The sequence below is a fragment of the Bacillus sp. 166amftsu genome (genome assembly GCF_900107445.1).
Classification (GTDB): domain Bacteria; phylum Bacillota; class Bacilli; order Bacillales; family Bacillaceae_G; genus Bacillus_A; species Bacillus_A arachidis.
The window spans coordinates 53811-78517 of record NZ_FNQA01000016.1; the positions used below are offsets into that span (position 1 = coordinate 53811).

Consider the following 24707-nt stretch of genomic DNA (forward strand, 5'->3'; position numbering starts at 1 on the left):
AAAGATGGAGACTATTGTAACAGTAAAGAAGAAAAATAAGAAAAAAGGAAATGTAACTTCACCATGGCGACAGGCATTTACTAGAATTAAGAAAAATAAATTAGCGCTATTTGGATTTTATATTTTGGTTTTTATGTTTGTATTTTGTTTTATCGGGCCATTTTTTTCACCATATGTTTCTGGAACAATTCAAGTAACACAAATTAATAAGCCACCAAGTTTTTCTCATTGGCTTGGTACAGATCCGCTTGGAAGAGATATTTTAACACGATTGATGCAGGCGGGAAGAATTTCATTAACAATTGGTTTAGCTTCGATGGTACTATCTGTCATACTTGGCGCGTTATTAGGGGCTATATCTGGTTTTTATCGTGGTGTTGTAGATCATATTATTATGCGTATTGCGGATGTATTAATGTCTATTCCAGGATTGCCATTACTTATCATTATGGGTGCTATTTTATCAGAATGGAAACTTCCATCTGAATATCGACTTTATGTTGTTATGATTATGCTAAGTTTGATTGGATGGCCGGGGCTTGCACGCTTAGTGCGAGGACAAATTTTAACACTTCGGGAACAATCATTTATGCAAGCTGCTGATGTATTAGGATTAAAGGATTATCGAAAGATTGTACATCATTTAATTCCGAATGTATTCCCTTTATTAATTGTTGTGGCAACGTTAGGCGTAGCGGGAGCTATTTTAAGTGAATCTGCATTAAGTTATCTAGGTCTTGGGGTTGTTCCACCAACACCATCATGGGGAAATATGATTAGTGCGGCAAACTCATTAATTGATTTCCAAAAACGTCCATGGTTATGGATTCCGCCCGGTTTTGCGATTTTTATAACAGTTGTATCAATTAACTTACTTGGTGATGCACTTCGTGATGCATTGGATCCAAAGATGAAGCGGTAGGTGAGGAAGCGTGAGTAGAGCAGTAGTAGAGTTAAAGGATTTACAAACCCACTTTCATACGGAGGAAGGTACAGTAAAAGCTGTGAATCATGTTAGCTTTTCTGTACGAGAAGGTGAAACGGTTTGTGTAGTGGGGGAATCAGGATGCGGAAAAAGTGTAACGGCTTTATCTATTATGGGACTCATTGCTGAATCTGGAGGTATTGTTGGTGGTGATATCCTTTATGAAGGCAAAAGTCTTTTAGGAATGAAAGAGCAGGAACTTCGCAGTTTAAGAGGAAATGAGATTGCGATGATTTTCCAGGAACCGATGACATCTCTTAATCCAGTATTTACTGTTGGAGAACAAATTGTAGAAACGTTAAGGGAACATGAATTGCTTAGTAAAAATGAGGCGTATAAAAAAGCAATTGAATTGATTCGTAAGGTCGGTATTGCACGTGCCGATGAAATTGTGCATTCATATCCACACGAGTTAAGTGGTGGAATGTTGCAACGGATTATGATTGCGATTGCACTGAGTTGTAATCCTAAACTATTAATTGCTGACGAGCCTACAACGGCTCTTGATGTTACAATCCAAGCACAAATATTAGATTTACTGAGACAGGTAAAAGAAGAATTTAAAACATCGATTTTATTAATTACACATGATTTAGGTGTTGTAGCAGAAATGGCAGATTATGTTGTAGTTATGTACGGTGGTAAAGTAATTGAAGAAGCGCCTGTGCTAGAGTTATTTCAAAATCCTAAACATCCATATACAAAAGGTCTACTAAAATCAAAACCAGTAATGGGAAAGCGAACAGATAAACTTTATTCTATCCCAGGGCAAGTTCCAAACTTAGTTGGCTTAGGGGAATTTTGCTACTTTAGTGGTCGCTGTGAACATTGCATGGAAATATGCAAAAATGAAGCACCCGGTCTTTTGATACATGAAGATCATCATAAAGTAGCTTGCTGGTTATATGAGGAGCGTGCTGAGTAATGAGTGAACCATTATTAGAGGTAAAGAATTTAAAAACGTATTTTCCAATTAAAGGTGGCATATTTAGTAGAACAATTGGGCATGTAAAAGCAGTAGATGGGGTAAGCTTCACTATTAATAAGGGTGAAGTGTTTGGACTAGTAGGTGAATCGGGAAGTGGAAAGACGACGATTGGGAAAACTATCCTGCGCCTTGTTCAAAAAACGGAGGGCGAAGTAAAATTTAAAGGGCAAGATGTTCACGTGTTATCAAAAGAGGAATTGCGAAAGCGTCGTCCTAATATGCAACTTGTATTCCAAGATCCATTTAGTTCATTGAATCCCCGAATGAGAATTGGAGAAGCACTTGGTGAACCAATGTTAGCACATGGTTTAGCTACGAAAGAGAATGTTCGTGAAAAAGTGTTAGAAGTACTAGAGTTATGTGGTTTAGCACCATATCATATTGATCGTTATCCGCATGAATTCTCTGGGGGACAACGTCAGCGTATCGTCATTGCAAGAGCGATGGTACTAAATCCAGAATTTATTGTTGCTGATGAACCTGTTGCAGCGTTAGATGTATCTATTCAAGCACAAATTATAAACTTGTTTAGTGAATTACAAGAAAAAAAGGGTTTATCCTATTTATTTATTTCACATGATTTAAGTGTTGTCGAACACTTATGTACAACAATTGGGATTATGTATTTAGGGACCATCGTGGAAACAGCCAATCGTGATGAATTGTTTGCAAATCCGCTTCATCCATATACGAAGGCGTTGTTATCAGCTGTACCAATTCCCGATCCAACTGTTAAGCGTGAAAGAATTATTCTTCAAGGAGATATTCCAAGTCCAGTAAATCCACCATCAGGCTGTCGTTTTCATACACGCTGCCCGTTTGTAACAGATATTTGTAAGCAGGCAGTGCCGGAATTCCGTGATGTTGGAGAAGGACATCTTGTTGCCTGTCATCATGTGTAAAAAAAAGGGCTCTTCCAAATACGGAAGAGTCCTTTTCTCTTATTTACTTGCTGATGGCTGTTTTAGTACATACTGCTCAATTGCATGTGCAACACCATGCTCATCATTTGTTAATGTAACAACATCACATAATCTCTTTACATCTTCTTCAGCATTCCCCATCGCAACCGATAAGCCGGCTACTTCTAACATTGGTACATCGTTAAAGTTGTCCCCAATGGCAATGGTATCTTGAAGTGGAATATTGAAATAAGATGCCATTTCTTGTAATCCATTTCCTTTATGACCATGTTTGTCCATAATTTCTAAATTCGTCGGAGCTGATGCTGTAACCATAATTTCTTTATCTTCTTGTAAAGATTGCAGTAATTGTGAGCGATGCTCTGCATCAAACGTCAAAATAAAGAATTTCGATACTTCTAATTCGGGATTATTTACGACGTCTTCGATCTTTTGAAAATCGGTAATTAAGTTCGATTTTTTTTGCTTCTCTGTAATCCGTTCAAGTTCTTCAATTGTAACATCCAGCGTATGCTTATTTTTTTCGAATGCATGCATTACTTGTTCTTTCCAATTATCAGGAGAATAAACGCCTTTATTTGTGTACAGCTTATATGGAAAACCTTCAGATTCTAGTAATTTAGCAAGCTTGTATACTTTATCATTTTGTAAACAACGTGCGTTAATTACTTTTCCATCAACGTAAACAATTGCTCCATTGCTTGCTCCAACTGGAAGTGATAATTGGTACTCTTCCAATAGTTTTAAGGCATCTTCTTTTGCACGACCAGAACAAATCATGACAACATGACCGGCTGCTTTAGCATCAAGAATAGCTTGTAAATTTTCTTTGGAGATTTCAAGGTTAGATGATAATAGTGTACCATCCATATCTAGTGCGATTAATTTCAAACTGACCACCTCTTTGCTTTTATTATACATAGTTATCTTGAGGAAACATATAAACTTATCTTGGGCTTTATGGAAATGTTAATGAAACAAATCTTTAAAACGATTTCGAAAGGGTATGATGAGATAGAAAAAATGGAAGAGCGCTCATCCTTGCAAATTATGAAGAAGATAGATATTCCGTTGGATAAGATCTCAAATAGTGTAGAAAGAGAATATAAGGATGATATTTTTGTAACAAAAAGTAGTAGATGAGATACTCCATACTTTTGTTGCTACGTTTATTTCGTTTTGTAACTCCAATATTACATTAATGTTACAAACGTGTGCGTGTTAGAAAGCGCCATACAAAGGGATTTATAAATGTTTTTTGATCGTATCGTAAAAAAAATGTAATAAATTTTATGTATTTATATTGCAGTATGAAAAAAGTTATGTTACATTAATGTTACAAACGTTACACGAATTAATTTAATGTAACGTTAAGATAAAAACTATGAATTAATCATTTCTTAGAAATTACATATAAATACCGATTGATAAGGAGAGAGTAACTATGAAAAACGAACAAGTATTACAAGTAACAAAAATGGATTTATTAGGGTCAGCAGGTGGAGCAGCAGTATTAACAGCATTGATCGTACTTCTTTCTAACGTTTTAGTATAATAGAAACCTTGTACAAGCAGTAGAACGGATTATTGTATCAAATAAAAAAGTTGTGAACGGAAGGGAGAATGAAAAGCATGGAAAACAAAGAAGTATTACAAGTAACAAAAATGGATTTATTAGGATCAGCGAGTGGAGCAGCAGTATTAACAGCATTGATCGTATTTCTTGCTAATGCATTAGTATAATAGAGATTTTGTACAGAGAGTGGAATAAGTATTACAACAGGAAAAATAGTTGTGAATTGAAGGGAGAATAAGAGAAATGGAAAATAAAGAAGTATTAAAACTAACAAAAATGGATTTATTAGGATCAGCAGGAGCAGCAACAGCGTTAACAGCATTCATCGTATTTCTTTCAAGTGCATTAGTATAATAGAATAGTATAAAGAGTTACAAAAAGCTGAAAGGAGAATGAGGAGTATGGAACAGGTATTACAAGTAACAAAGATGGATTTATTAGGGGCAGCAGGTGGAGCAGCAGTATTAACAGCGCTTATTGTATTCCTTGCAAATGTATTAGTATGATAGGTATAGATAAGAGGGAATTCTCATATATTATTCGTACCATTATTCAAAAAAAATAAAGACTCTAACATATTATAGATAGTTAATATGTTAGGGTCTTTTTTGTATTCTAATCGTTTTTTATTTGTTCTAGATCTACATCAGTAAATTATATCCTTATATGCATGGATTCCCTGTTATCTTAAAGAGAAAAAAGTCGAATTTTATATGGAAGAAAAAAGAGGTATTTAACAGGAAAGATAGAAAATTTTAAAAGTTAGAAATTTGTTAGCTTGCTAACTATTTTTTAAGTGGTATCTGGAAGCGCTTTCGATTAGTTCTCAGTATGTAACATTCAATTTATTTACAGGGGGATGAGGAATTTATGAAACAAAAATCTATGGATACGTTAGCTGCACAAATGGAGGATTTCTTTCCGGTACGTGATGTTGATCATTTAGAATTTTATGTGGGAAATGCAAAGCAATCAAGCTATTACCTTGCGAGAGCGTTCGGATTTAAAATTGTTGCTTATTCTGGATTAGAAACAGGAAACCGTGAAAAGGTTTCTTATGTTCTTGTGCAAAAAAACATGCGTTTTGTTGTGTCTGGGACTTTAAATAGTGATAGCCGTATTGCGGAATTTGTAAAGATCCATGGTGATGGAGTAAAAGATGTAGCTTTACTTGTTGATGATGTTGAAAAGGCCTATTCAGAGGCTGTAAAACGAGGTGCTGTTGCGATTGCTCCACCGGAAGAATTAACGGATGAACATGGGACATTAAAAAAGGCGGTTATCGGTACGTATGGTGATACAATCCATACTCTTGTGGAGCGTAAAAATTATAAAGGTAAATTTATGCCTGGTTATGAAGAAGTTGAATTTAATATTCCGAGTGAAGAAACAGGATTAATCGCTGTAGACCACGTTGTCGGCAACGTTGAAAAAATGGAAGAGTGGGTTAGCTATTACGAAAACGTTATGGGCTTTAAACAAATGATTCATTTTGATGACGATGATATTAGCACAGAGTATTCCGCATTAATGTCAAAAGTTATGACAAATGGAAGTCGTATTAAGTTTCCAATTAATGAACCGGCAGATGGAAAGCGAAAATCACAAATTCAGGAGTACTTAGAGTTTTATAATGGTGCGGGTGTACAGCATCTCGCGTTATTAACAAATGATATTGTGAAAACAGTTGAAGCGCTTCGTTCAAACGGAGTGGAGTTTTTGGATACACCAGATACGTATTACGAAGAGTTAACGGCGCGTGTTGGGAAAATCGATGAAGAAATTGACAAGTTAAAAGAGCTTAAGATTCTTGTAGATCGTGATGATGAAGGCTACTTACTACAAATTTTCACAAAGCCAATTGTAGATCGCCCAACATTATTTGTCGAAATTATTCAGCGTAAAGGTTCTCGTGGATTTGGCGAAGGCAACTTTAAAGCATTATTTGAATCCATTGAAAGAGAACAAGAGCGACGTGGAAATCTATAAAATTTTTTACTGATCAGTGGGAGCTATGTCTCCCACTGATTCAAGTTGTACTTTATATGAACAGTAAGGAGGGAAAGTGATGAAATTTATTACATTTCGTCTTCCTTCAGAGGGAATGCGTGCTGGTTGGCTTGAAGGTGACAAAGTAATTGATATGAATATAGCAAGTAGTGGCACTCTTCCTTCATCTATGCTCGCTTTTTTAGAGAAAGCGGATGAGTATGCAGAAATAGTGCGTGGTATTCGAGAACCAACAAGTGGTGTGTACTCACTGGAAGATGTGGAGCTTTGTTCAGCCATTCCAAATCCAGGTAGTATTCGTGACTTTTATGCGTTTGAACAACATGTCAAAACGGCTCGTGGGCGTCGTGGTTTAGATGTCGTTCCAGAGTGGTATGATATTCCTGTTTTTTATTTTACAAATCACCGTGCCGTTATTGGGCCGGAAGCTTCTGTTTCTTGCCCGAAACAATCCCAAAAGCTTGATTACGAATTAGAAATTGCTTGTGTGATTGGGAAAGAAGGAAGAAATATTTCACGTGAACAAGCAGAAGAATATATTTTCGGTTATTGTATTATGAATGACTGGAGTGCAAGAGATTTGCAAGCCGAGGAGATGAAAGTAGGACTCGGTCCAGCAAAAGGAAAGGACTTCGCTACTTCATTAGGAGCTTATCTTGTTACAAAAGAGGAATTAGATGTTTATCGCACTGGTGAACGTTATAACTTAGAAATGACTGCTCATGTGAACGGAGAACTTTTGTCTAAAGGGAATTTCCGAGACATTTACTATACGTTTGCAGAAATGATAGAACGTGCTTCAGAGGATGTTACCTTATACCCAGGAGATGTAATCGGTTCTGGCACGGTTGGAACTGGATGTATTTTAGAACTTGGTACAGAAAAGTGGTTACAAGATGGTGACGTTGTAGAACTTACGATCACTGGGCTAGGCACAATGCGTAATACAGTGAAAAAAGAAATGAAAGCAGGTGATGGGCATGTATTATCGTCACATGGGGGAGCTTCCTCATAAGCGACACGTACAATTTCGTAAAGAAGATGGATCACTTTATCGTGAACAGGTGATGGGAACGAAAGGTTTCTCTGGTACACAATCTATTTTGTATCATCATTATATGCCAACAGAAGTAGGGCATGCTGCATTAGCATATTCTTGTCAATTGCAGTATGAAGAAGACGTAGCGCTCGCCCATCGTCACTTTCGTACGAAAGAAAACAAGAAAACTGGAGATGCGATAAACGGAAGGAATTTTATATTAGGAAATGAAGATTTATTAATTGGTGTTGTTAACCCAACAGAAAAAATGGATTATTTCTATCGTAATGGTGATGGAGATGAAATGTTATTTGTTCATTATGGAACTGGGAAAATTGAGACGATGTTCGGAACGATTCATTACCGGAAAGGTGATTATGTAACAATCCCAATCGGAACAATTTACCGAGTTATTCCAGATGAGGGAGAGTCTAAGTTTCTTGTTGTAGAAGCAAATAGCCAAATTACAACACCACGTCGTTATCGTAATGAGTATGGTCAATTGTTAGAACATAGTCCTTTCTGTGAAAGAGATATCAGGGGGCCAGAGAAGTTAGAGACATACGATGAAAAAGGCGAGTTTGTCGTGATGACAAAGTCGAGAGGTTATATGCATAAGCATGTTATGCAGCATCATCCGTTAGATGTTGTCGGTTGGGATGGATATTTATATCCTTGGGTCTTTAATGTAGAAGATTTTGAACCGATTACGGGCCGTGTTCATCAGCCACCGCCAGTCCATCAAACTTTTGAAGGGCATAACTTTGTTATTTGTTCTTTTGTGCCGCGTTTATATGATTACCATCCAGAGGCAATCCCGGCACCGTATTATCATAGTAACGTAAATAGTGATGAAGTTCTTTATTATGTAGAAGGGAACTTTATGAGCAGAAAAGGCGTAGAAGAAGGCTCAATTACACTCCATCCGAGTGGTATTCCACACGGACCGCATCCTGGAAAAACAGAAGCAAGCTTAGGGAAAAAAGAAACAATTGAATTAGCGGTTATGATCGATACATTCCGTCCGCTCCGTATTGTGAAACAAGCACATGCGACGGAAGATGAGAAGTATATGTATAGCTGGATTGAAGAGGGTTCATATAATACGAAATAAAGTGAAACTTTAATCAGTGGGAGTCTATTCCCAGTTGATTATTAGCTCTCATGGGTAGTAATACTGCCCGCAAATGGCCAGATAAAAAGAGGCATACTCATAAAATGAGTTTGCCTCTTTCTTTAGTTGGAATCGACAATTTATAGAATATCAAAAATAATCATAAAAAGATATAGGGGTATAATTATATACAGTATTTACATATTGTTTATTGCTTGTTGATTATATAATTTTCTGTTTATTTCGACAAAGGTATTGACTAAGAAGTTTGTTGTAAGTAAAATAAAAATAATTAAATTTTCAGAAAATTAAAACTTAGAGGTGCATGCTATGAAGCAAATTTTTCAGAAAAAGCCAATTGCAAAATTACTGCAGGAAAGTAAACAGAAAACATTAGCAAGAACATTGGGAGCGCTAGATTTAACAATGCTTGGGATTGGGGCTATTGTTGGAACGGGGATTTTTGTTCTTACTGGTGTTGTGGCAGCGAAACATTCTGGACCAGCTATCATCTTGTCATTCGCTATAGCTGCATTAGCTTGTGCTTTTGCTGCATTCTGTTATGCAGAATTTGCATCTTCTGTTCCCGTTTCGGGAAGTGTTTACACGTATACATACGCGACGATGGGAGAGATATTTGCATTTTTAATTGGATGGGATTTAATGTTGGAATATTTATTAGCAACATCTGCGGTAGCTAATGGATGGTCTGCTTATTTCCAATCTTTATTAAAAGGCTTTGGAATTCACATTCCGACCATTCTATCTTCTGCTCCTGGAACGGGAAAGGGTGGCCTTATTGATTTACCAGCTGTCATTATCATTTTAATTATGACTGTTCTTTTATCTAGAGGTGTACGTGAAAGTGCTCGTGTAAACAATATTATGGTTTTTATTAAGATAGCAGTTGTATTACTCTTTATCTTTGCTGGTTTTACTTATGTAAAGCCGGAAAACTGGACGCCGTTTATGCCGTTTGGTCTCGATGGCGTAATGGCTGGGGCTGCAACAGTATTCTTTGCATTCATTGGATTTGATGCTGTATCGACAGCAGCGGAGGAGGTAAAACGTCCGCAACGTGATTTACCAATTGGTATTATAGCATCCTTACTCATTTGTACCATTCTTTATATCGTTGTTTCACTTATTTTGACAGGGATTGTACCTTATGGTGAGCTGAATATTTCTGATCCGGTAGCTTTTGCACTTCAGTTTATTGGACAAGATGGTTTAGCAGGTGTTATCTCGGTGGGAGCAATTACAGGAATTACAACTGTAATGTTAGTTATGATGTATGGGCAGGTACGTGTTTCATATGCAATGAGTCGTGATGGATTACTGCCGAAGCGTCTTGCGAAAGTTCATCCGAAATTTAAAACACCATTTTTAAATACATGGACAACAGGTATTATAGCAGCGCTTATTTCAGGTCTTATTGATTTAAATGTACTAGCCCATCTTGTAAATATGGGGACATTATCCGCATTTGCACTTGTAGCTGTTGCTGTTATTGTAATGAGAAAAACACACCCAGATTTACCACGTGCTTTTAAAGCGCCGCTTGTGCCAGTTTTACCTGCATTAACAGTTATCTTTTGTTTATATTTAATGCTTCAACTATCAGGAACCGCATGGATGAGCTTCGGTATTTGGATGGTGATTGGTGTAGCTGTTTACTTCTTATATAGTCGGAAGCATAGTGTTTTAAATAATAAAGAAGATAAGGAAGATGTAGCGAATTTATAGGAGAGGGATCCGTTCTAAATAGAATAGAACGGATCTTTTTATTTTGAAAATTTACATTTTTCTAATATTGATATAAGATAAGGAGTGGTTGATTAAAGGGGTGTTGTAAATGAAAAAGACGTGGCGTGAGTTACAAGCGATGGATCGTAACGTGTGGATTCGTTTTATAGGGGAAACGTTGAATGGAATTGCAATGATGATGTTAATGCCGTTTTTTGCATTGTATTTAAAAGATAAAGTAGATTCTTTATTAGAAGTAGGGGTCATTATGGCACTTTCTCCCATTGCAGCAAGTTTTGGTTCTCTAATAGGGGGGAGAATTGCTGATATATATGGTAGAAAACCCATTATGATATTTTCGATGGCGAGTAATGCATTGTTAATGCTTGGTTTTTTATTTATAGAAGGGTTTATTCCTTATGCTATTCTGTCTATTTTTTTAGGATTAAGTAACTCGCTATTCCATCCAGCAGCATCGGCGATGGTAGCGGACGTGACAGCACCTGAAAAGAGAACAGAGGCGTACGGTTTATTACGAATGGGACATAATATTGGGGCAGCAATCGGGCCGATTATGGGGGCTTCGGTAGTTGTGCTTTCCAAAAATTTAGTGTTTATTATTGCTTCATCTACAATGCTATTTTATGCACTTCTTGTGTTAATGCTTATTCAAGAAACCATGCCGAAAGCTGCATTGAAAGAGCGAGGGGATACGAAAAAGGAATCAGAATCGGTTTGGAAAATTGTTCTGAGGGATAAGGTACTCATAATTTATTTATTGGCGGGTATTATTGTTTCCATGGGTTTTTCACAAACAGAAGGTATGCTCCCTCTTCATTTTGATAATGAAATGAAAGAGATATTTGGTAAAAACAACCCATATCCATATTTAATGGCTTTAAATGGACTTCTAGTTGTTTTATTCCAATTTCAAATTTCAAAATGGGCAACAGATAAACCGGTTGGAAAGACGATGTTATATGGAGCTTGTTTATTTGGAATTGGATTGCTTTTCATTGGTTGGTTACCTAAGTGGTTTGGTGAATCTGGAGCAAATGCTACGGTTATTTTAATAACATTACTTGTTGTTTATGCAGTATATACGCTAGGTGAAATGATTATGTCGCCTGTACAAATGACATTTGTTGCAAATTTAGCACCAGAGCATTTACGTGGAACATATATGGGGGCGGCGAGCTTACAGTGGATTACAGGGAATGCATTCGGCCCGCTTCTTGGCGGATTATTACTAGATCGATTGCTAGGGCACTTGTTGTTCACGATTTTAGGAGTGGGATGTGTAATAGCAGGTCTTGTATATATTTCTTTAGATCGCCTTGTGGAACAAAGACAAAAGGAAGATGTGGTGAAACAATCCTCATAATCAATAGGTGACATACACATAAAGCGGTATTTCTTCATATATATAGGTGCATAACTAGAATAGGTCATAACTTTGTTGTAAGGAAAGATATGGAATTAGAATAACTGTTTATCCCGCTATTTGTAGCGGGTTGCCCGTAAAATTCCGATTGGTGAGTTCTGTCATTCAAGGGATTGGCATTTTATCCTGTTATTTAAGGGAAGTAAGGTCAATGCTGAGAAAAGTTTCACTTTATTTTAAATAGGACTGCCTATTTTTATAAAAAGTGCTAAAATAGAAAAATGAAAACAATTGGTTAGGGTGATTTCATTGACTAAAATTAAATTAGGTTTATTATATGGTGGAAAATCAGCAGAGCATCAAGTTTCATTACAAACAGCTCTTGCTGCGATTAAAGCATTAAATCAAGAAAAATTCGAGATTCATCCAATTTATATTACAGAGCAAGGCCAATGGATGCGTGGTGAGCGCATTGAAGGTGAAGTAACAAGTGTGCAGGCATTACAAATGAACGGAGAGGAGAATGCAATTTCTCCAGTATCATTAAGTACAGAAATCATCCCTGTTTCTTCTTCTAAGCAAGAAGAGGCAATTGATGTTATTTTCCCATTGTTACACGGACCAAATGGTGAAGATGGAACGGTACAAGGGCTGTTAGAATTAATGAACATTCCATACGTTGGTAATGGTGTATTAGCATCAGCTGCTGGTATGGATAAAGTTGTTATGAAAAATATCTTTGCGGAAGCTGGATTAAAACAAGCGAAGTACGTATCTTTCATTCGTAGTATATGGGAGAAAAACCGTCAAGTAGCTTATGATAAAGTAGAAGAAAAACTAGGGTACCCATGTTTTGTAAAACCAGCAAACCTTGGATCAAGTGTTGGGATTAATAAATGTAAAGATCGTGAAGAATTAGAGAAAGCATTTGAAGAAGCGTTCCAATTTGACCGCAAGATTATTGTAGAAGAAAATATTGTTGGTCGTGAAGTGGAAGTTGGCGTTTTAGGAAATGATGAGCCGAAATGTTCTGTTGTAGGTGAAATTGTACCTAAGAAAGAATTTTATGATTATAAATCAAAATACATTGATGGTGATACAGCGCTAATTATTCCAGCTGAAATTACAGAAGAAGAGTCAGCTACGATTCAACGAGATGCAATTCTTGCGTTCCAATCATTAGATGGTGCTGGATTAACACGAGCGGATTTCTTCTTAACGAAAGATGGGGAAGTATATATTAATGAAGTAAATACAATGCCGGGATTTACGCCATTTAGTATGTTCCCATTATTATGGCAACATACTAACTTACCTTATCCAGAGTTGATTGAAGAATTAATTCGTTTGGCGATTGAGCGTCATGAAGAAAAGAAAAAAATTAAATATACAATCTAACAAAAAAGGGGGAAGCACTATTCAAGAGAATAGTGTTTCTTCTATGTAAGGAGTGTTTTTTTATGATAAAACGAACGTTAAAACAAATTGAACAAATGACGAATGGTACAGGGTTAGTAGAGGAATATGCCGAAATTATTGTACAGGGCGTATCAATTGATACACGAAAAATTGAAAAGAGTAATTTATATGTTCCGATTCAGGGCGAGCGTTTCGATGGACATTCTTTTGTAGAGAAAGCAATTGAAAATGGTGCTGTAGCTACACTTTGGAAAAAGGATGTACAAAATCCACCTACTAATATACCGGTGATTTTTGTAGAGGATACTCTATCCGCGTTGCAAACATTAGCGAAAAGTTATCGTGATCAGCTAGATGTGAAAGTTATAGGTGTAACAGGAAGTAATGGTAAAACGTCTACGAAAGATATTGTAACAAGCCTCCTTGCAACTAAATTTAAGGTTCAAAAAACAGAGGGAAACTTTAATAACCATATCGGTTTGCCGCTTACTATTTTAAGCTTAGAAGAAAATACAGAAATGGCTGTATTGGAGATGGGGATGTCTAGCCGAGGTGAAATTGAATTTTTATCTAAGTTAGCTCGCCCTAATGCTGCGATTATTACCAATATTGGGGAAGCACATTTGATGGATTTAGGTTCTCGTGATGCGATTGCTGAGGCGAAGCTTGAAATCGTGACTGGTTTACAAGAAGGTGGAGTATTTGTATACAATGGGGATGAACCTCTATTAACAAATCGTGTTCCACAGATGAATCTATCAGCAGAAACTGTTACGTTTGGTGATGCGAGAGCAAATGATTATTATCCCACTTCAGTAACATTGCAAGCAACGGGGACGTATTTTAAAATGAATCAGGATGAGAATATTGTATTTTATCTTCCGGTTCTTGGGAAACATAATGTATATAATACGCTCGCATCAATGGCGATTGCAAAATACTTCGGTGTAACATGGGAAGAAATGAAACAGGGTTTAGTAACACTTCAAATGACAGGCATGCGTATGGAAATTGTGAAAGCAGAAAATGGGTTAACAATTATTAATGATGCATATAATGCAAGTCCAACAGCTATGGAAGCTGCATTTCATTTAATGAATGGTTTAGATGGATTTTCTAAAAAAGTTGTTGTTCTTGGTGATATGTTAGAACTTGGAAACCAAGAAGTGCAATTTCATTACGAAGTAGGTAAGCTAATTGATCCAGCTCGAATTTCCTATGTATTTACGTACGGTAGACTAGGTACTCAAATTGCTGAAGGGGCAAAAATTAACTTCCCTAATGAACGTGTAAAAGCATATGACAATAAAGAAGAACTTGTGAAAGATTTAAAAGCAATCATTGATGTGAAAGACGTTGTATTAGTGAAAGCATCTCGTGGAATGAAGTTAGAAGAAGTTATTACGATGTTGAAATAATTGGTGTGTGTAAATAGGGATGACAGATACAAAAATAGTGGAAACTGCTAATAAGCGCTTACAGTAAAAAAATGAAAAATAAAAGTAAAGAAAAAAGCTCTTTATATGAAATAAGGTAACAGTTGGGTTTGCTTTTTGCACATACAAAACTTATAATTGATAAAGTGTAATAACGTTTAGAAGTATTTTCGTGAAGAATATACGCCCGTTTATATACGTGAGAATTCAGGAAAAGGGCTTTTCCGCAAGTTCGGAAAATGCCTTTTTTTAAATGATAAGTATAGGATAGAAAAGGAGAAGTAACATTGACAACATTTCGAGAATTAGGATTAAGTGAGTCTTTACTGCAATCTGTTGAAAGTATGGGCTTTGAAGAGGCTACGCCGATCCAAGCTGAAACAATTCCACATGCATTGCAAGGTAAAGATATTATTGGGCAAGCGCAAACAGGTACAGGGAAAACAGCAGCATTTGGATTGCCACTATTAGACAAAGTGGATACACATAAAGAATCAGTTCAAGGTATTGTTATCGCGCCAACGCGTGAATTAGCAATTCAGGTTGGAGAAGAGCTTTACAAAATTGGTAAGCATAAACGCGTTCGTATTTTACCAATCTATGGTGGCCAAGATATTAACCGCCAAATTCGTGCTCTAAAAAAACACCCACACATTATTGTTGGTACGCCGGGACGTATTTTAGATCACATTAACCGTAAAACACTTCGTCTACAAAACGTAGAAACTGTTGTTCTTGACGAAGCAGATGAAATGTTAAACATGGGCTTCATTGAAGATATTGAAGCAATTTTAACAGATGTGCCAGAAACACACCAAACATTATTATTCTCAGCAACAATGCCAGACCCAATCCGTCGCATTGCTGAGCGTTTCATGACTGAGCCTCAACACATTAAAGTAAAAGCAAAAGAAGTAACAATGCCAAACATTCAGCAGTTCTATTTAGAAGTGCAAGAAAAGAAAAAGTTTGACGTATTAACACGCTTATTAGATATTCAATCTCCAGAGCTTGCAATCGTATTTGGTCGCACAAAGCGTCGTGTTGATGAATTATCGGAAGCATTAAACTTACGTGGTTATGCAGCAGAAGGTATTCATGGTGATTTAACACAAGCAAAACGTATGTCTGTATTACGTAAATTTAAAGAAGGTTCTATTGAAGTGCTTGTTGCAACAGACGTTGCGGCGCGTGGTCTTGATATTTCAGGTGTAACACACGTATATAACTTCGATATTCCACAAGATCCAGAATCATATGTTCACCGTATTGGTCGTACTGGTCGTGCTGGTAAAAAAGGTATTGCAATGTTATTTGTAACACCACGTGAATCAGGACAATTAAAAAATATCGAGCGTACAACAAAACGTAAAATGGACCGCATGAATGCACCGACACTTGACGAAGCATTAGAAGGTCAACAACGTTTAATTGCAGAAAAACTTCAAAGCACAATTGAAAGTGATAACTTATCATACTACAAGCGTATTGCAGAAGAAATGTTAGAAGAGAATGACTCTGTAACAGTAGTAGCTGCTGCTTTAAAAATGATGACAAAAGAGCCAGATACAACTCCAATCGCTTTAACATCAGAACCACCAGTTGTTTCAAGAGGTGGCGGTTCTAAAAAACGCGGTGGTAACGGAAGTGGATACCGTGATGGTAACCGTAACCGTAGTCGTGATGGACGCGGCGGAGATGGTCGTAATCGTGATCGTAACCGTGATGGTCGTAATCGTGACGGTAACCGTGATGGTAACCGCAACCGTGGTGGTCGTAAAGGTGAAGGTCAAGGTCGCCCAGGATCTTCAAATGGACGCGGCGAAAGAAAACATCATAGCCGTAAACCACAAGCTTAATAAAAAAAGAGGATGTCCCAAAAGGACATTCTCTTTTTTTATTTATGTAATTGTACATACTACATAGTAAGTTGTATAGAAAAGAGGTGTTTTATGCTTGTAAGACTTGGCTATGTGGCAATGAGTGTACACTTGAAAAATGCATCTCCGTCTCAAACAATGACATATGCGCAGTTTCAGCGTATGAAGGATCGAGAAGCGGCGATTCATAAACTTGAGAGAATTGCTAATTCTAATTTAGAGAATTGTTTGCGGCTATTAAAACATAATAAGGGGCATGATATATCTTTTTTTCGGCTTAGCTCAAAATTAATTCCTTTAGCAAATCATGAAGAATTGCTGGATTGGAACTATATTCGTCCCTTAAAGGAGAATTTAAAAGCGTTAGGTGAATTTGCACATCAGATGAAGATGAGGCTCGATTTTCATCCAGATCATTTTGTTGTATTGAATTCTCCGCAAGAAAACATTTTTAAACAGTCAATAAAGACGCTTCAAATGCATCGAAAATTGCTAAAAGGAATGGGGATAAAGCGAGGGCATCGCTGTGTGTTACATGTTGGTGGTGGATATGATGATAAAGAGCTTGCGTTAGAACGTTTTATTGAAAATTGGTCAAACGTTCCTGTGAGTATTCAAGAAATGATTATGTTAGAAAATGATGATACGACCTTTTCATTAAAAGAAACATTATATTTAGGTGAAAAATTGGCAGTTCCGGTTGTGTTTGATTTGCATCATCATATGATGAATAACGATGAAGAAGATTGGTATGAAAATTGGGAACGTGTAGTGGATACTTGGAAAACATCTTTATTGCCAATCAAAATGCATATTTCCAGCCCGAGAGAAGGAAATGACCCTAGAGCACACGCAGATTTTATTAATGTAGACACATTTTTATCATTTTTACAGAAGATCAAAGGTAGCGTTTCGCGAATTGATTGTATGATTGAAGCCAAAAAGAAGGATGAGTCGGTATTTCAACTAGTACGAGATCTTGGTACAAAACCAGAGGTGGAAATAATCGATGGTGGGAGCTTTTTTATTAAATAAGCTCTACACCATCGATTTTTTTGTTAAAAATGGGGTGCAAATGCCACCGATTAGTAATCCAGTTAAATGGCTAATAGGGTTAGCGGAAGGATTAAAGAAGGTGAAAAGAAGTAATAAAAAGATAATTGCAGAAAAGAAAACTAACTCTTTTGGCTGGTAAGATTGAGAGCGGCTATATAAAAGGAAAAGCTGTGCACCAAGTAACCCAAAAATTCCACCTGATGCGCCGGCATGAATATACCCGATAGGCATAATCATATAAGAAAAAATATTGCCACTAATGCCAGCTGTGAGAAATAAAATAGGGAAGCGAACGCTACCTAGCTGTTCTTCGATAGATTGACCGAGAAGAAGTAAACAAATGCTATTAGAAAGAAAGTGTTGAAAATCTACATGTATAAATAGTGAGGTTATAAATCGCCACCATTCTCCCTTAGAAATATATTCATTGTAAGCAGCTAAAGTAGAGAAGAAAAAATTTCCTAGTATCATCATGATGAGTTGCAAGCAAAGTAAAGCGAGAACGACAGGTTGTAAGGTAGTCCGAATACGTGTCATGGGCATTTTATATTTTCACTCCTTTTGCATCAGAAAGATTCTCTGTTATTCTTACAATATGAATGAAGGAAGATAAATAGAAGAAGGGGACTGTTGAAATGATTATAGGGATTGGAATTGATATTATCGAACTAAATCGAATTGAAAAAATGCTAGATGGAAAGCTTAAATTTATGGAACGTATTTTAACTGAGGAAGAACGTAATGTTGCTTCTGAATTAAAAGGAAATCGTCTTGTAGAATTTGTAGCGGGAAGGTTTGCAGCGAAAGAAGCATACTCTAAAGCGATTGGAACTGGTATTGGGAAAGAGGTGAGTTTTTTAGATATTGAAATAAAAAATGATGAAAGAGGTAAACCAGTTCTCACGGCGAATACGGAGCATATCGTTCATTTATCAATTAGCCATAGTAGAGAATTTGCAGTGGCTCAGGTTGTTTTAGAAAGCTCGTCACGCTAGTCTGCATATTTTATATCTTTGTCTCATATATTTGAGTTAGCGATAAGGAAGAAGTATCTTCCATTCATTTATAGGGGCAAGGGGGATGAAATGATGAAAAGGCGGCTATTTTTAGTTATTGTCGGTTTATTGACCGTTTTCGTGTTAGCAGGTTGTATGGAAAAGAAGCAGGAAGATGTTTTGCGAGATTTAGAAGCGAAGGTTAAGAATATGAAGAGCTATCAAGCTGAAGCAAAATTATCTATTAAAACGGGGAATGAACCACAAGAGTATAATGTGGAAGTGTGGCATAAGGAACCTTCTTATTATCGTGTGAATTTGAAGAATGCGAAGAAGGATCAGAGTCAAATCATTTTAAGAAATAATGAAGGTGTATTTGTATTAACACCATCCCTTAATAAAAGTTTTCGGTTCCAAAGCGACTGGCCGCAAAATAGCAGTCAGGCTTATTTATATGAATCACTTGTAAGAGATATTTTAACTGATAAAAATCTTTCATTTAAGAAAACGGATAAATATTATGTGTTTCAGACAAAAACGAATTATCACCATCAAAATATGCTACCGAGGCAAGAAATTAAATTTAATAAAAGTGATTTAGCTCCTGTTTCGGTAAAATTGATGGATAATGATCAAAATGTTTTTGTGAAAGTAGAATTCTCAAAAGTGAAGTTTGATACAAAGTTTGATAAGGGTGCATTTGATACGAAACAAAATATGTCTCGGGCACAAGTAGATGTGCAAACGACTGCGAAAGAAGATAAACCATTTGCTGTTCTATATCCAAGTGATACTCCGCAGGGGATGGTTTTAAACGAAGAGAAAGAGTTAAAGACGGCAAGTGGCAAGCGTGCGATACTCACATACACTGGAAACAAGAAATCCTTTACATTGATACAAGAAAAGGCGAAGGTTGCTGAAGCTTCAGCGTCAATAAGTGTAAGTGGAGAGTTAGTTGATCTAGGCTTTACAATTGGAGCGCTAACAAAAGACTCACTAACATGGTCTCATAATGGAGTGGAATATATGCTCGTGTCTAAAGGTTTGAAAACAGATGAGCTGTTAATGGTAGCTCGTTCTGTTGCAGAAAAGCAGGTGAAATAAACTTTTTAGACGTGGTGATATATATGCGCCACGTTTTTTTTTGTCTTTGGGAATGGATTTCATAAAAAGATGAATATAAAAGAATGAGCTTCGCATATCGTATACAAGGAAGTGCTTTTTATGGAAGAATCAGCGTTTTACCGTGATACGTGGGTAGAAGTGAATTTGGATGCAATCTATAACAATGTAACAAACATCAAAGAAATTGTACCAGAAGATGTAGAGATTTTTGCTGTAGTGAAAGCAAACGCATATGGACATGACCATGTTCCAGTAGCAAGAACAGCGCTAGAAGCAGGTGCAACAAGATTAGCAGTTGCTTTTTTAGATGAGGCACTAGTGCTTAGGTGAGCTGGGATTACTGCATCAATTTTAGTAATAGGTCCTTCACCGCCACGTGATGTGAATGTTGCTGCTGAGAATGATGTAGCGCTAACTGTTTTTCAAAAGGAATGGGTTGAAGAGGCGATAGAAATTTGGGATAGCCCGTTCCCTATGAAGTTTCATATTAATTTCGATAGTGGTATGGGTAGGATTGGGATTCGTGAATGTAAAGAGCTAAAGGAATTCTTGAACAGCTTAGAAGATGCCCTGTTTTTAGAATTGGAAGGGGTATATACGCATTTTGCAACAGCGGATGAAGTGGAGACATCTTACTTTGATAAGCAGTATAACACTTTTTTAGAGCAACTTAGTTGGTTGAAAGCATTTGAGATGAACCCAACATTTATTCATACGGCATGGAGAAGTGGTAAAAGTAATAAACTATTTAAATGATATATAAATAAACATCTTAATAATGGTTATGACCTATAAAAATAATCCGTGGGGGGTTGACTATCGGTGAATGTTGCAGGCCTCCATTAATGGAAGGTTCGCATTGTTTTCTGTTAAGAAAGAGATAAAAAGTAAATGAAAGTGAATGTTTTGTTGGGGAATTGGAAAACATAAACAGGGAATAAGGAAGTCTTTGCAACAGGCTCCATACAATGGTATTATTACAATAGGTGTCATATATATTTGGGTGTGTAGTTGACGGTGGAGGTGTATTTTTGTGTCCGAATCAAGTGTAACTACTGAAATCGTGGTTCGGTTGCCGAAGCAAGTGGTAACGGAATTGGACGGAATTGGAAAACAAGAGAATAAGAATCGCCATGAACTAATTTGCCAGGCAACACAACTGTTATTGCGTCAACATAAGACGAAGAAACGCTACCAACATGAATCAATGCGACGTGGGTACATTGAAATGGGAAAAATTAATCTTGGTATTGCATCTGAAGCTTTCTTAGCAGAGTATGAAGCAGCTCATACAGTAGAACGCTTAGTTAGCGGGGGGTAATATTTTGATTGTAAAACGCGGCGACGTGTATTTTGCAGACCTTTCCCCAGTTGTTGGTTCTGAGCAAGGAGGCGTTCGTCCGGTTCTTGTCATTCAAAATGACATCGGGAATCGTTTTAGTCCGACTGTGATTGTAGCGGCTATTACTGCACAGATTCAGAAAGCAAAATTGCCCACGCATGTGGAAATTGATGCGAAAAAGTACGGGTTTGAGAGGGATTCTGTTATCTTGCTCGAGCAGATTCGAACAATCGATAAGCAACGCTTAACGGACAAAATCACTCATTTAGATGAGGTGATGATGAGTCGTGTAGATGAAGCTTTACAAATTAGTTTAGGACTAATAGATTTTTAAATCGGCAGTTTAAGTTGCTCTTTTTTAGGGGCAACTTTTTTTATTAGAGGAGGTTTCGGTTGTATATGGAAATGGTAGATAATCGGCAAGGGTTAATGAAAATGTTAGTGAAAGAATTAGGCTTTACAGAAAAGCAGGTTCGTCATGTGATTCAATTAACAGAAGAAGGTAACACAGTTCCATTTATTGCTCGTTACCGAAAGGAATGGACAGGCTCTTTAGATGAAGTGCAAATTCGTGCCATCTTAGAAAGATGGCAATATATGATGCAACTTGAAGATCGAAAAGAGGAGGTTCTTCGTCTCATTCATGAAAAGGGAAAATTAACTGAAGAGTTGCATCAGCATATTATATCTGCAACAAAACTACAAGAAGTGGAAGACTTGTACCGCCCGTATAAAGAAAAAAGAAGAACGAAAGCGACGATTGCTAAGGATAAGGGGCTTGAGCCTTTAGCTGAATGGTTACTTCTGTTTACGAAAGAAGACCCAAAAGCTAAGGCGAAAGAGTTTGTTAATGCTGAGAAAGAAGTGCAATCTGTCCAAGAAGCATTGCAAGGTGCGCAGGATATTATTGCAGAACTTGTATCAGATGATGCGGCGTATCGTAGTTGGATTCGTAATGTTACCTTTAGAAAAGGAATGATTGCGTCTTCTGTAAAAGATGAAGAAAAAGATGAAAAAAATATATATGAGATGTATTACGGCTATGAAGAGCCGTTGCAAAGGGTTGTACCTCATCGTGTATTAGCTATGAATCGTGGTGAGAAAGAAGAGGTTCTAAAAGTTTCTGTTGTCTCACCGGTTGAAGAGATTGTTCGTTTTTTACATAAAAAGGTGATTCGAGATGTTTCTTCTAAAAGTGCAGAATATGTACAATTAGCGATTGAAGATGGATATAAGAGGTTAATACAGCCATCAATTGAAAGGGAAATTCGAAAAGAATTAACTGAAACAGCAGAAGAACAAGCAATTCATATTTTCTCTGAGAATTTACGTAATTTATTATTACAGCCACCAATGAAAGGGAAAGTGGTATTAGCGGTAGATCCTGCGTATCGAACAGGTTGTAAGTTATCAGTGGTAGATGATACAGGGAAAGTTCTGCATATTGGTGTTATTTATCCGCATCCACCTGTTCGGAAGTATGAAGATGCAAAAGAAAAAGTTATTTCTATTATAGATAAATATCAAGTTCAGATGATTGCGATTGGAAATGGTACAGCCTCTAGGGAAACAGAAGAGTTTATAGTGGATGTCTTACAATTAGTGCCGCAAGATGTATTTTATATTATTGTCAACGAAGCGGGTGCTAGTGTATATTCAGCTTCTGATTTAGCTCGTGAAGAATTTCCGGATTTGCAAGTTGAAGAAAGAAGTGCCGTTTCGATTGGAAGACGTCTACAAGATCCGCTTGCAGAACTTGTGAAAATTGATCCGAAATCAGTTGGGGTAGGACAATATCAACATGATGTATCACAAAAGAGATTAAATGAATCATTAACATTTGTTGTGGAAACAGCTGTTAACCAAGTAGGAGTGAACGTGAATACGGCCTCTGTAGCACTATTACAATACGTTTCTGGATTATCAAAAACAGTTGCGAAAAATATTGTAAACAAACGTGAAGAAGACGGGAAATTTACTAAGCGTACAGAATTAAAGAAAATACCACGATTAGGTGCTAAAACGTATGAACAATGTATTGGGTTTTTACGTATATTAGAAGGTGAAAATCCACTTGATAGAACAAGTATTCATCCAGAGCAGTATAAAAATGTTGAATTATTATTAAAAAGTTTAGGATTATCGATTGATGATGTAGGACAACAGCATTTGCAAAAGTGTTTAGAAGGAGTGGAGCTTTCTAAATTATCTCAAGCGACGAATATTGGTGAGCCGACATTAATCGATATTATAGATGCTTTAATTAGCCCAGAACGAGATATGCGTGATGAATTGCCAAAGCCACTTTTGAAAAAGGGAATTCTCAAATTAGAAGATTTAAAGCGCGGTATGGAGTTAGAAGGAACGGTGCGAAATGTTGTTGACTTCGGTGCATTTGTTGATATTGGTGTGAAACAAGATGGTCTAGTACATATTTCTAAACTGAGCAAACAGTTTGTGAAGCATCCGTTAGATGTGGTGTCTGTTGGGCAGATTGTAAAAGTATGGGTAGATGATGTTGATATGAAGAAAGGGCGTGTTGCCTTATCGATGTTACCTATTGAATAATGATGGAAGTAGGTATAACATTGCTTTTTTTTCATGAACGGATGGTAGTAAAAATTTAAATAGTGGGGGTTCTTCAGCCCCCACTGATTAAACATTCACTTTATCAGGAATTTTGATGCGTTCTGCTATAATAAAACCAGCACTCATTTAACAACTTAATTTGATACCGGTTTTTTTCGAAATATGCGCGTTGCATTTGTTTTCGGAGCCATGTAGGCATAAGAATCCCTCCTTGTTTAATCCGGCTCTAACAAGCAGCTCCCTACACACTAAGATAAGATTCAAAGTAAGTGAAAAACTCAATCTTAGGAACTGCTTATAAGAGTTTGGTTAGCGAAGTTCCATGAATAGATGTGGAAGAGGCTAGTTCATAGAAGTTGCGCTTTTTGAATGAGGATGGGTATATGTACTATTTAATATATGTATAAGAAAGAAGAAAAGTGTAAGTTTATTTTTAGTTTTTAGGGGGATGAAAATGAATGGAAAAGAAATTCAAAGACTTGTAGAAGAAATATCGTTGCAATATTTCGGGAGAGCTTTTTTACATAAAGCAATGTTCAATAAACGACTACGTACAACTGGTGGAAGGTATTTGCTCAGAAGTCATAATATAGAATTAAACTATCGTCATTACGAAGTGTATGGAAAAGAAGAATTAATTGGCATTATTAAGCATGAGTTGTGCCATTATCATTTGCACATTATGGGGAGAGGGTATCAACATCGAGATCGAGATTTTCGTCAGTTATTAAAAAAGGTTGGAGCCCCTAGATTTTGTAAGAGAATAACAGGTGAGAGAACAGAGCCTAAAACACATGTGTATGAATGCATGGAATGTACGCTTCAATATTTAAGAAGGCGTCAAATCAATACAAAAAGATATGTTTGCGGAAAGTGTAAGGGGAAATTAAAAGAGATAAAAAACACCTTGACAGTTAAAAATCAATCCAGTATATTATAAACATGTCACGTTTGTACAAGATGTTGTATAAATGACTTGACTTACAATATGAATTTTTATAAGATGTAAATTGTCTTTCTTATTCCGCAGTAGCTCAGTGGTAGAGCTATCGGCTGTTAACCGATCGGTCGTAGGTTCGAGTCCTACCTGCGGAGCCATA

Annotated in this window: 26 protein-coding genes, 1 tRNA gene and 1 pseudogene; 25 read left to right on the forward strand and 3 right to left on the reverse strand. The window is 36.7% G+C overall.

Features of this window, described 5'->3' with window-relative positions; genetic code table 11:
• The first annotated feature begins 4 nt into the window (after positions 1 to 4).
• From opp4C to BLV40_RS22625, 3 genes are read left to right on the forward strand one after another with little or no spacing between them, the layout of a single operon-like run.
• Positions 5 to 922, forward strand: a complete 918-nt coding sequence (gene opp4C / locus BLV40_RS22615; RefSeq protein ID WP_090694096.1) for an oligopeptide ABC transporter permease — start codon at positions 5 to 7, stop codon at positions 920 to 922.
• Positions 923 to 932: 10 nt separating this feature from the next.
• Complete coding sequence (locus BLV40_RS22620) at positions 933 to 1910, forward strand: ABC transporter ATP-binding protein (RefSeq protein ID WP_026592754.1); 978 nt, start codon at positions 933 to 935, stop codon at positions 1908 to 1910.
• Positions 1910 to 2875, forward strand: coding sequence for an ABC transporter ATP-binding protein (locus BLV40_RS22625; protein ID WP_090694100.1), 966 nt, complete (start codon positions 1910 to 1912; stop codon positions 2873 to 2875). The genes BLV40_RS22620 and BLV40_RS22625 overlap by 1 nt, the downstream gene beginning before the upstream one ends.
• 39 nt (positions 2876 to 2914) lie before the next feature.
• On the opposite strand, the gene BLV40_RS22630 is transcribed toward BLV40_RS22625, so the two are convergent.
• Positions 2915 to 3787: a Cof-type HAD-IIB family hydrolase gene (locus BLV40_RS22630; protein WP_348519733.1), complete on the reverse strand. Its 873-nt coding sequence runs from the start codon at positions 3785 to 3787 to the stop codon at positions 2915 to 2917.
• 81 nt (positions 3788 to 3868) lie between these two features.
• Here BLV40_RS22630 and BLV40_RS28720 point away from each other — a divergent pair, with 81 nt between their 5' ends.
• The 14 genes from BLV40_RS28720 (at position 3869) to uvsE (ending at position 17535) form a co-directional block, all read left to right on the forward strand.
• The gene (locus tag BLV40_RS28720) at positions 3869 to 4039 is read left to right on the forward strand and encodes a hypothetical protein (RefSeq protein WP_211482135.1); all 171 of its coding nucleotides are present in this window, start codon (positions 3869 to 3871) and stop codon (positions 4037 to 4039) included.
• Between the two features lie 301 nt (positions 4040 to 4340).
• Positions 4341 to 4451, forward strand: a complete 111-nt coding sequence (locus BLV40_RS22640) for a DUF3948 family protein (protein ID WP_026592758.1) — start codon at positions 4341 to 4343, stop codon at positions 4449 to 4451.
• A 77-nt stretch (positions 4452 to 4528) separates the two neighbouring features.
• Entirely contained in the window at positions 4529 to 4639 is a 111-nt protein-coding gene (locus BLV40_RS22645) for a DUF3948 family protein (RefSeq protein WP_090694110.1), read from the forward strand.
• Positions 4640 to 4715: 76 nt separating this feature from the next.
• Positions 4716 to 4826, forward strand: coding sequence for a DUF3948 family protein (locus tag BLV40_RS22650; protein WP_090694113.1), 111 nt, complete (start codon positions 4716 to 4718; stop codon positions 4824 to 4826).
• Positions 4827 to 4864: 38 nt separating this feature from the next.
• Positions 4865 to 4978: a DUF3948 family protein gene (locus BLV40_RS22655; RefSeq protein ID WP_035415253.1), complete on the forward strand. Its 114-nt coding sequence runs from the start codon at positions 4865 to 4867 to the stop codon at positions 4976 to 4978.
• A 364-nt stretch (positions 4979 to 5342) separates the two neighbouring features.
• Positions 5343 to 6461, forward strand: coding sequence for a 4-hydroxyphenylpyruvate dioxygenase (gene hppD / locus BLV40_RS22660; protein WP_026592762.1), 1119 nt, complete (start codon positions 5343 to 5345; stop codon positions 6459 to 6461).
• A 79-nt stretch (positions 6462 to 6540) separates the two neighbouring features.
• Positions 6541 to 7497 carry a fumarylacetoacetate hydrolase family protein gene (locus BLV40_RS22665; protein ID WP_090694118.1) on the forward strand — a complete coding sequence of 319 codons (957 nt, stop codon included), beginning with the start codon at positions 6541 to 6543 and terminating at the stop codon, positions 7495 to 7497.
• Positions 7463 to 8635, forward strand: a complete 1173-nt coding sequence (locus BLV40_RS22670) for a homogentisate 1,2-dioxygenase (RefSeq protein ID WP_090694122.1) — start codon at positions 7463 to 7465, stop codon at positions 8633 to 8635. Before BLV40_RS22665 ends, BLV40_RS22670 begins: the two co-directional genes overlap by 35 nt.
• Positions 8636 to 8965: 330 nt before the next feature.
• Positions 8966 to 10381: a branched-chain amino acid transporter BcaP gene (locus BLV40_RS22675; protein ID WP_026592765.1), complete on the forward strand. Its 1416-nt coding sequence runs from the start codon at positions 8966 to 8968 to the stop codon at positions 10379 to 10381.
• Positions 10382 to 10490: 109 nt separating this feature from the next.
• Positions 10491 to 11765, forward strand: coding sequence for an MDR family MFS transporter (locus BLV40_RS22680; protein ID WP_090694125.1), 1275 nt, complete (start codon positions 10491 to 10493; stop codon positions 11763 to 11765).
• Positions 11766 to 12074: 309 nt separating this feature from the next.
• Complete coding sequence (locus BLV40_RS22685) at positions 12075 to 13163, forward strand: D-alanine--D-alanine ligase (protein WP_090694129.1); 1089 nt, start codon at positions 12075 to 12077, stop codon at positions 13161 to 13163.
• A gap of 62 nt (positions 13164 to 13225) precedes the next feature.
• On the forward strand, positions 13226 to 14602 hold the full coding sequence (gene murF / locus BLV40_RS22690) for a UDP-N-acetylmuramoyl-tripeptide--D-alanyl-D-alanine ligase (protein WP_090694133.1): 1377 nt from the start codon (positions 13226 to 13228) through the stop codon (positions 14600 to 14602).
• 305 nt (positions 14603 to 14907) lie between these two features.
• On the forward strand, positions 14908 to 16479 hold the full coding sequence (locus BLV40_RS22695; RefSeq protein WP_090694137.1) for a degradosome RNA helicase CshA: 1572 nt from the start codon (positions 14908 to 14910) through the stop codon (positions 16477 to 16479).
• Between the two features lie 93 nt (positions 16480 to 16572).
• The gene (gene uvsE, locus BLV40_RS22700; RefSeq protein ID WP_026592770.1) at positions 16573 to 17535 is read left to right on the forward strand and encodes a UV DNA damage repair endonuclease UvsE; all 963 of its coding nucleotides are present in this window, start codon (positions 16573 to 16575) and stop codon (positions 17533 to 17535) included.
• 3 nt (positions 17536 to 17538) lie between these two features.
• Here the strand turns inward: uvsE and BLV40_RS22705 are convergent, their stop codons facing one another.
• Entirely contained in the window at positions 17539 to 18099 is a 561-nt protein-coding gene (locus BLV40_RS22705) for a rhomboid family intramembrane serine protease (protein WP_081811071.1), read from the reverse strand.
• Between the two features lie 92 nt (positions 18100 to 18191).
• Here BLV40_RS22705 and acpS point away from each other — a divergent pair, with 92 nt between their 5' ends.
• From acpS to BLV40_RS22735, 6 genes and pseudogenes are all read left to right on the forward strand, one after another.
• Positions 18192 to 18551, forward strand: a complete 360-nt coding sequence (gene acpS / locus BLV40_RS22710) for a holo-ACP synthase (protein WP_026592771.1) — start codon at positions 18192 to 18194, stop codon at positions 18549 to 18551.
• Between the two features lie 156 nt (positions 18552 to 18707).
• A complete protein-coding gene (locus tag BLV40_RS22715; RefSeq protein ID WP_026592772.1) occupies positions 18708 to 19655 on the forward strand; it encodes a LolA family protein in 948 nt (315 codons plus the stop codon).
• 120 nt (positions 19656 to 19775) lie between these two features.
• Positions 19776 to 20396: pseudogene (gene alr / locus BLV40_RS22720) on the forward strand (alanine racemase); the annotation flags it as partial.
• Positions 20397 to 20709: 313 nt separating this feature from the next.
• The gene (locus tag BLV40_RS22725; protein WP_000004571.1) at positions 20710 to 20997 is read left to right on the forward strand and encodes an antitoxin EndoAI; all 288 of its coding nucleotides are present in this window, start codon (positions 20710 to 20712) and stop codon (positions 20995 to 20997) included.
• Between the two features lie 4 nt (positions 20998 to 21001).
• The gene (gene ndoA / locus BLV40_RS22730) at positions 21002 to 21352 is read left to right on the forward strand and encodes a type II toxin-antitoxin system endoribonuclease NdoA (protein WP_000635965.1); all 351 of its coding nucleotides are present in this window, start codon (positions 21002 to 21004) and stop codon (positions 21350 to 21352) included.
• A gap of 65 nt (positions 21353 to 21417) precedes the next feature.
• Positions 21418 to 23586: a Tex family protein gene (locus tag BLV40_RS22735; RefSeq protein WP_139265600.1), complete on the forward strand. Its 2169-nt coding sequence runs from the start codon at positions 21418 to 21420 to the stop codon at positions 23584 to 23586.
• Positions 23587 to 23689: 103 nt separating this feature from the next.
• Here the strand turns inward: BLV40_RS22735 and cmpA are convergent, their stop codons facing one another.
• On the reverse strand, positions 23690 to 23806 hold the full coding sequence (gene cmpA / locus BLV40_RS22740; protein ID WP_090694145.1) for a cortex morphogenetic protein CmpA: 117 nt from the start codon (positions 23804 to 23806) through the stop codon (positions 23690 to 23692).
• A gap of 255 nt (positions 23807 to 24061) precedes the next feature.
• On the opposite strand from cmpA, the gene BLV40_RS22745 reads away from it, so the two are divergent.
• Positions 24062 to 24547: a SprT family protein gene (locus BLV40_RS22745; protein ID WP_090694149.1), complete on the forward strand. Its 486-nt coding sequence runs from the start codon at positions 24062 to 24064 to the stop codon at positions 24545 to 24547.
• 83 nt (positions 24548 to 24630) lie between these two features.
• A tRNA-Asn gene (locus BLV40_RS22750) sits at positions 24631 to 24705 on the forward strand.
• Positions 24706 to 24707 lie beyond the last annotated feature (2 nt).

What these genes read in the sequence shown, in the direction of transcription:
- opp4C (WP_090694096.1), top strand. Translation starts at nt 5, where the DNA reads ATGGAGACTATTGTAACAGTAAAGAAGAAAAATAAGAAAAAAGGAAAT.
- BLV40_RS22625 (WP_090694100.1), top strand. Translation starts at nt 1,910, where the DNA reads ATGAGTGAACCATTATTAGAGGTAAAGAATTTAAAAACGTATTTTCCA.
- BLV40_RS28720 (WP_211482135.1), top strand. Translation starts at nt 3,869, where the DNA reads ATGAAACAAATCTTTAAAACGATTTCGAAAGGGTATGATGAGATAGAA.
- BLV40_RS22640 (WP_026592758.1), top strand. Translation starts at nt 4,341, where the DNA reads ATGAAAAACGAACAAGTATTACAAGTAACAAAAATGGATTTATTAGGG.
- BLV40_RS22645 (WP_090694110.1), top strand. Translation starts at nt 4,529, where the DNA reads ATGGAAAACAAAGAAGTATTACAAGTAACAAAAATGGATTTATTAGGA.
- BLV40_RS22650 (WP_090694113.1), top strand. Translation starts at nt 4,716, where the DNA reads ATGGAAAATAAAGAAGTATTAAAACTAACAAAAATGGATTTATTAGGA.
- BLV40_RS22655 (WP_035415253.1), top strand. Translation starts at nt 4,865, where the DNA reads ATGAGGAGTATGGAACAGGTATTACAAGTAACAAAGATGGATTTATTA.
- hppD (WP_026592762.1), top strand. Translation starts at nt 5,343, where the DNA reads ATGAAACAAAAATCTATGGATACGTTAGCTGCACAAATGGAGGATTTC.
- BLV40_RS22665 (WP_090694118.1), top strand. Translation starts at nt 6,541, where the DNA reads ATGAAATTTATTACATTTCGTCTTCCTTCAGAGGGAATGCGTGCTGGT.
- BLV40_RS22670 (WP_090694122.1), top strand. Translation starts at nt 7,463, where the DNA reads ATGTATTATCGTCACATGGGGGAGCTTCCTCATAAGCGACACGTACAA.
- BLV40_RS22675 (WP_026592765.1), top strand. Translation starts at nt 8,966, where the DNA reads ATGAAGCAAATTTTTCAGAAAAAGCCAATTGCAAAATTACTGCAGGAA.
- BLV40_RS22680 (WP_090694125.1), top strand. Translation starts at nt 10,491, where the DNA reads ATGAAAAAGACGTGGCGTGAGTTACAAGCGATGGATCGTAACGTGTGG.
- murF (WP_090694133.1), top strand. Translation starts at nt 13,226, where the DNA reads ATGATAAAACGAACGTTAAAACAAATTGAACAAATGACGAATGGTACA.
- uvsE (WP_026592770.1), top strand. Translation starts at nt 16,573, where the DNA reads ATGCTTGTAAGACTTGGCTATGTGGCAATGAGTGTACACTTGAAAAAT.
- BLV40_RS22705 (WP_081811071.1), bottom strand. Translation starts at nt 18,099, where the DNA reads ATGCCCATGACACGTATTCGGACTACCTTACAACCTGTCGTTCTCGCT.
- acpS (WP_026592771.1), top strand. Translation starts at nt 18,192, where the DNA reads ATGATTATAGGGATTGGAATTGATATTATCGAACTAAATCGAATTGAA.
- BLV40_RS22715 (WP_026592772.1), top strand. Translation starts at nt 18,708, where the DNA reads ATGGAAAAGAAGCAGGAAGATGTTTTGCGAGATTTAGAAGCGAAGGTT.
- BLV40_RS22735 (WP_139265600.1), top strand. Translation starts at nt 21,418, where the DNA reads ATGGAAATGGTAGATAATCGGCAAGGGTTAATGAAAATGTTAGTGAAA.
- cmpA (WP_090694145.1), bottom strand. Translation starts at nt 23,806, where the DNA reads ATGCCTACATGGCTCCGAAAACAAATGCAACGCGCATATTTCGAAAAA.
- BLV40_RS22745 (WP_090694149.1), top strand. Translation starts at nt 24,062, where the DNA reads ATGAATGGAAAAGAAATTCAAAGACTTGTAGAAGAAATATCGTTGCAA.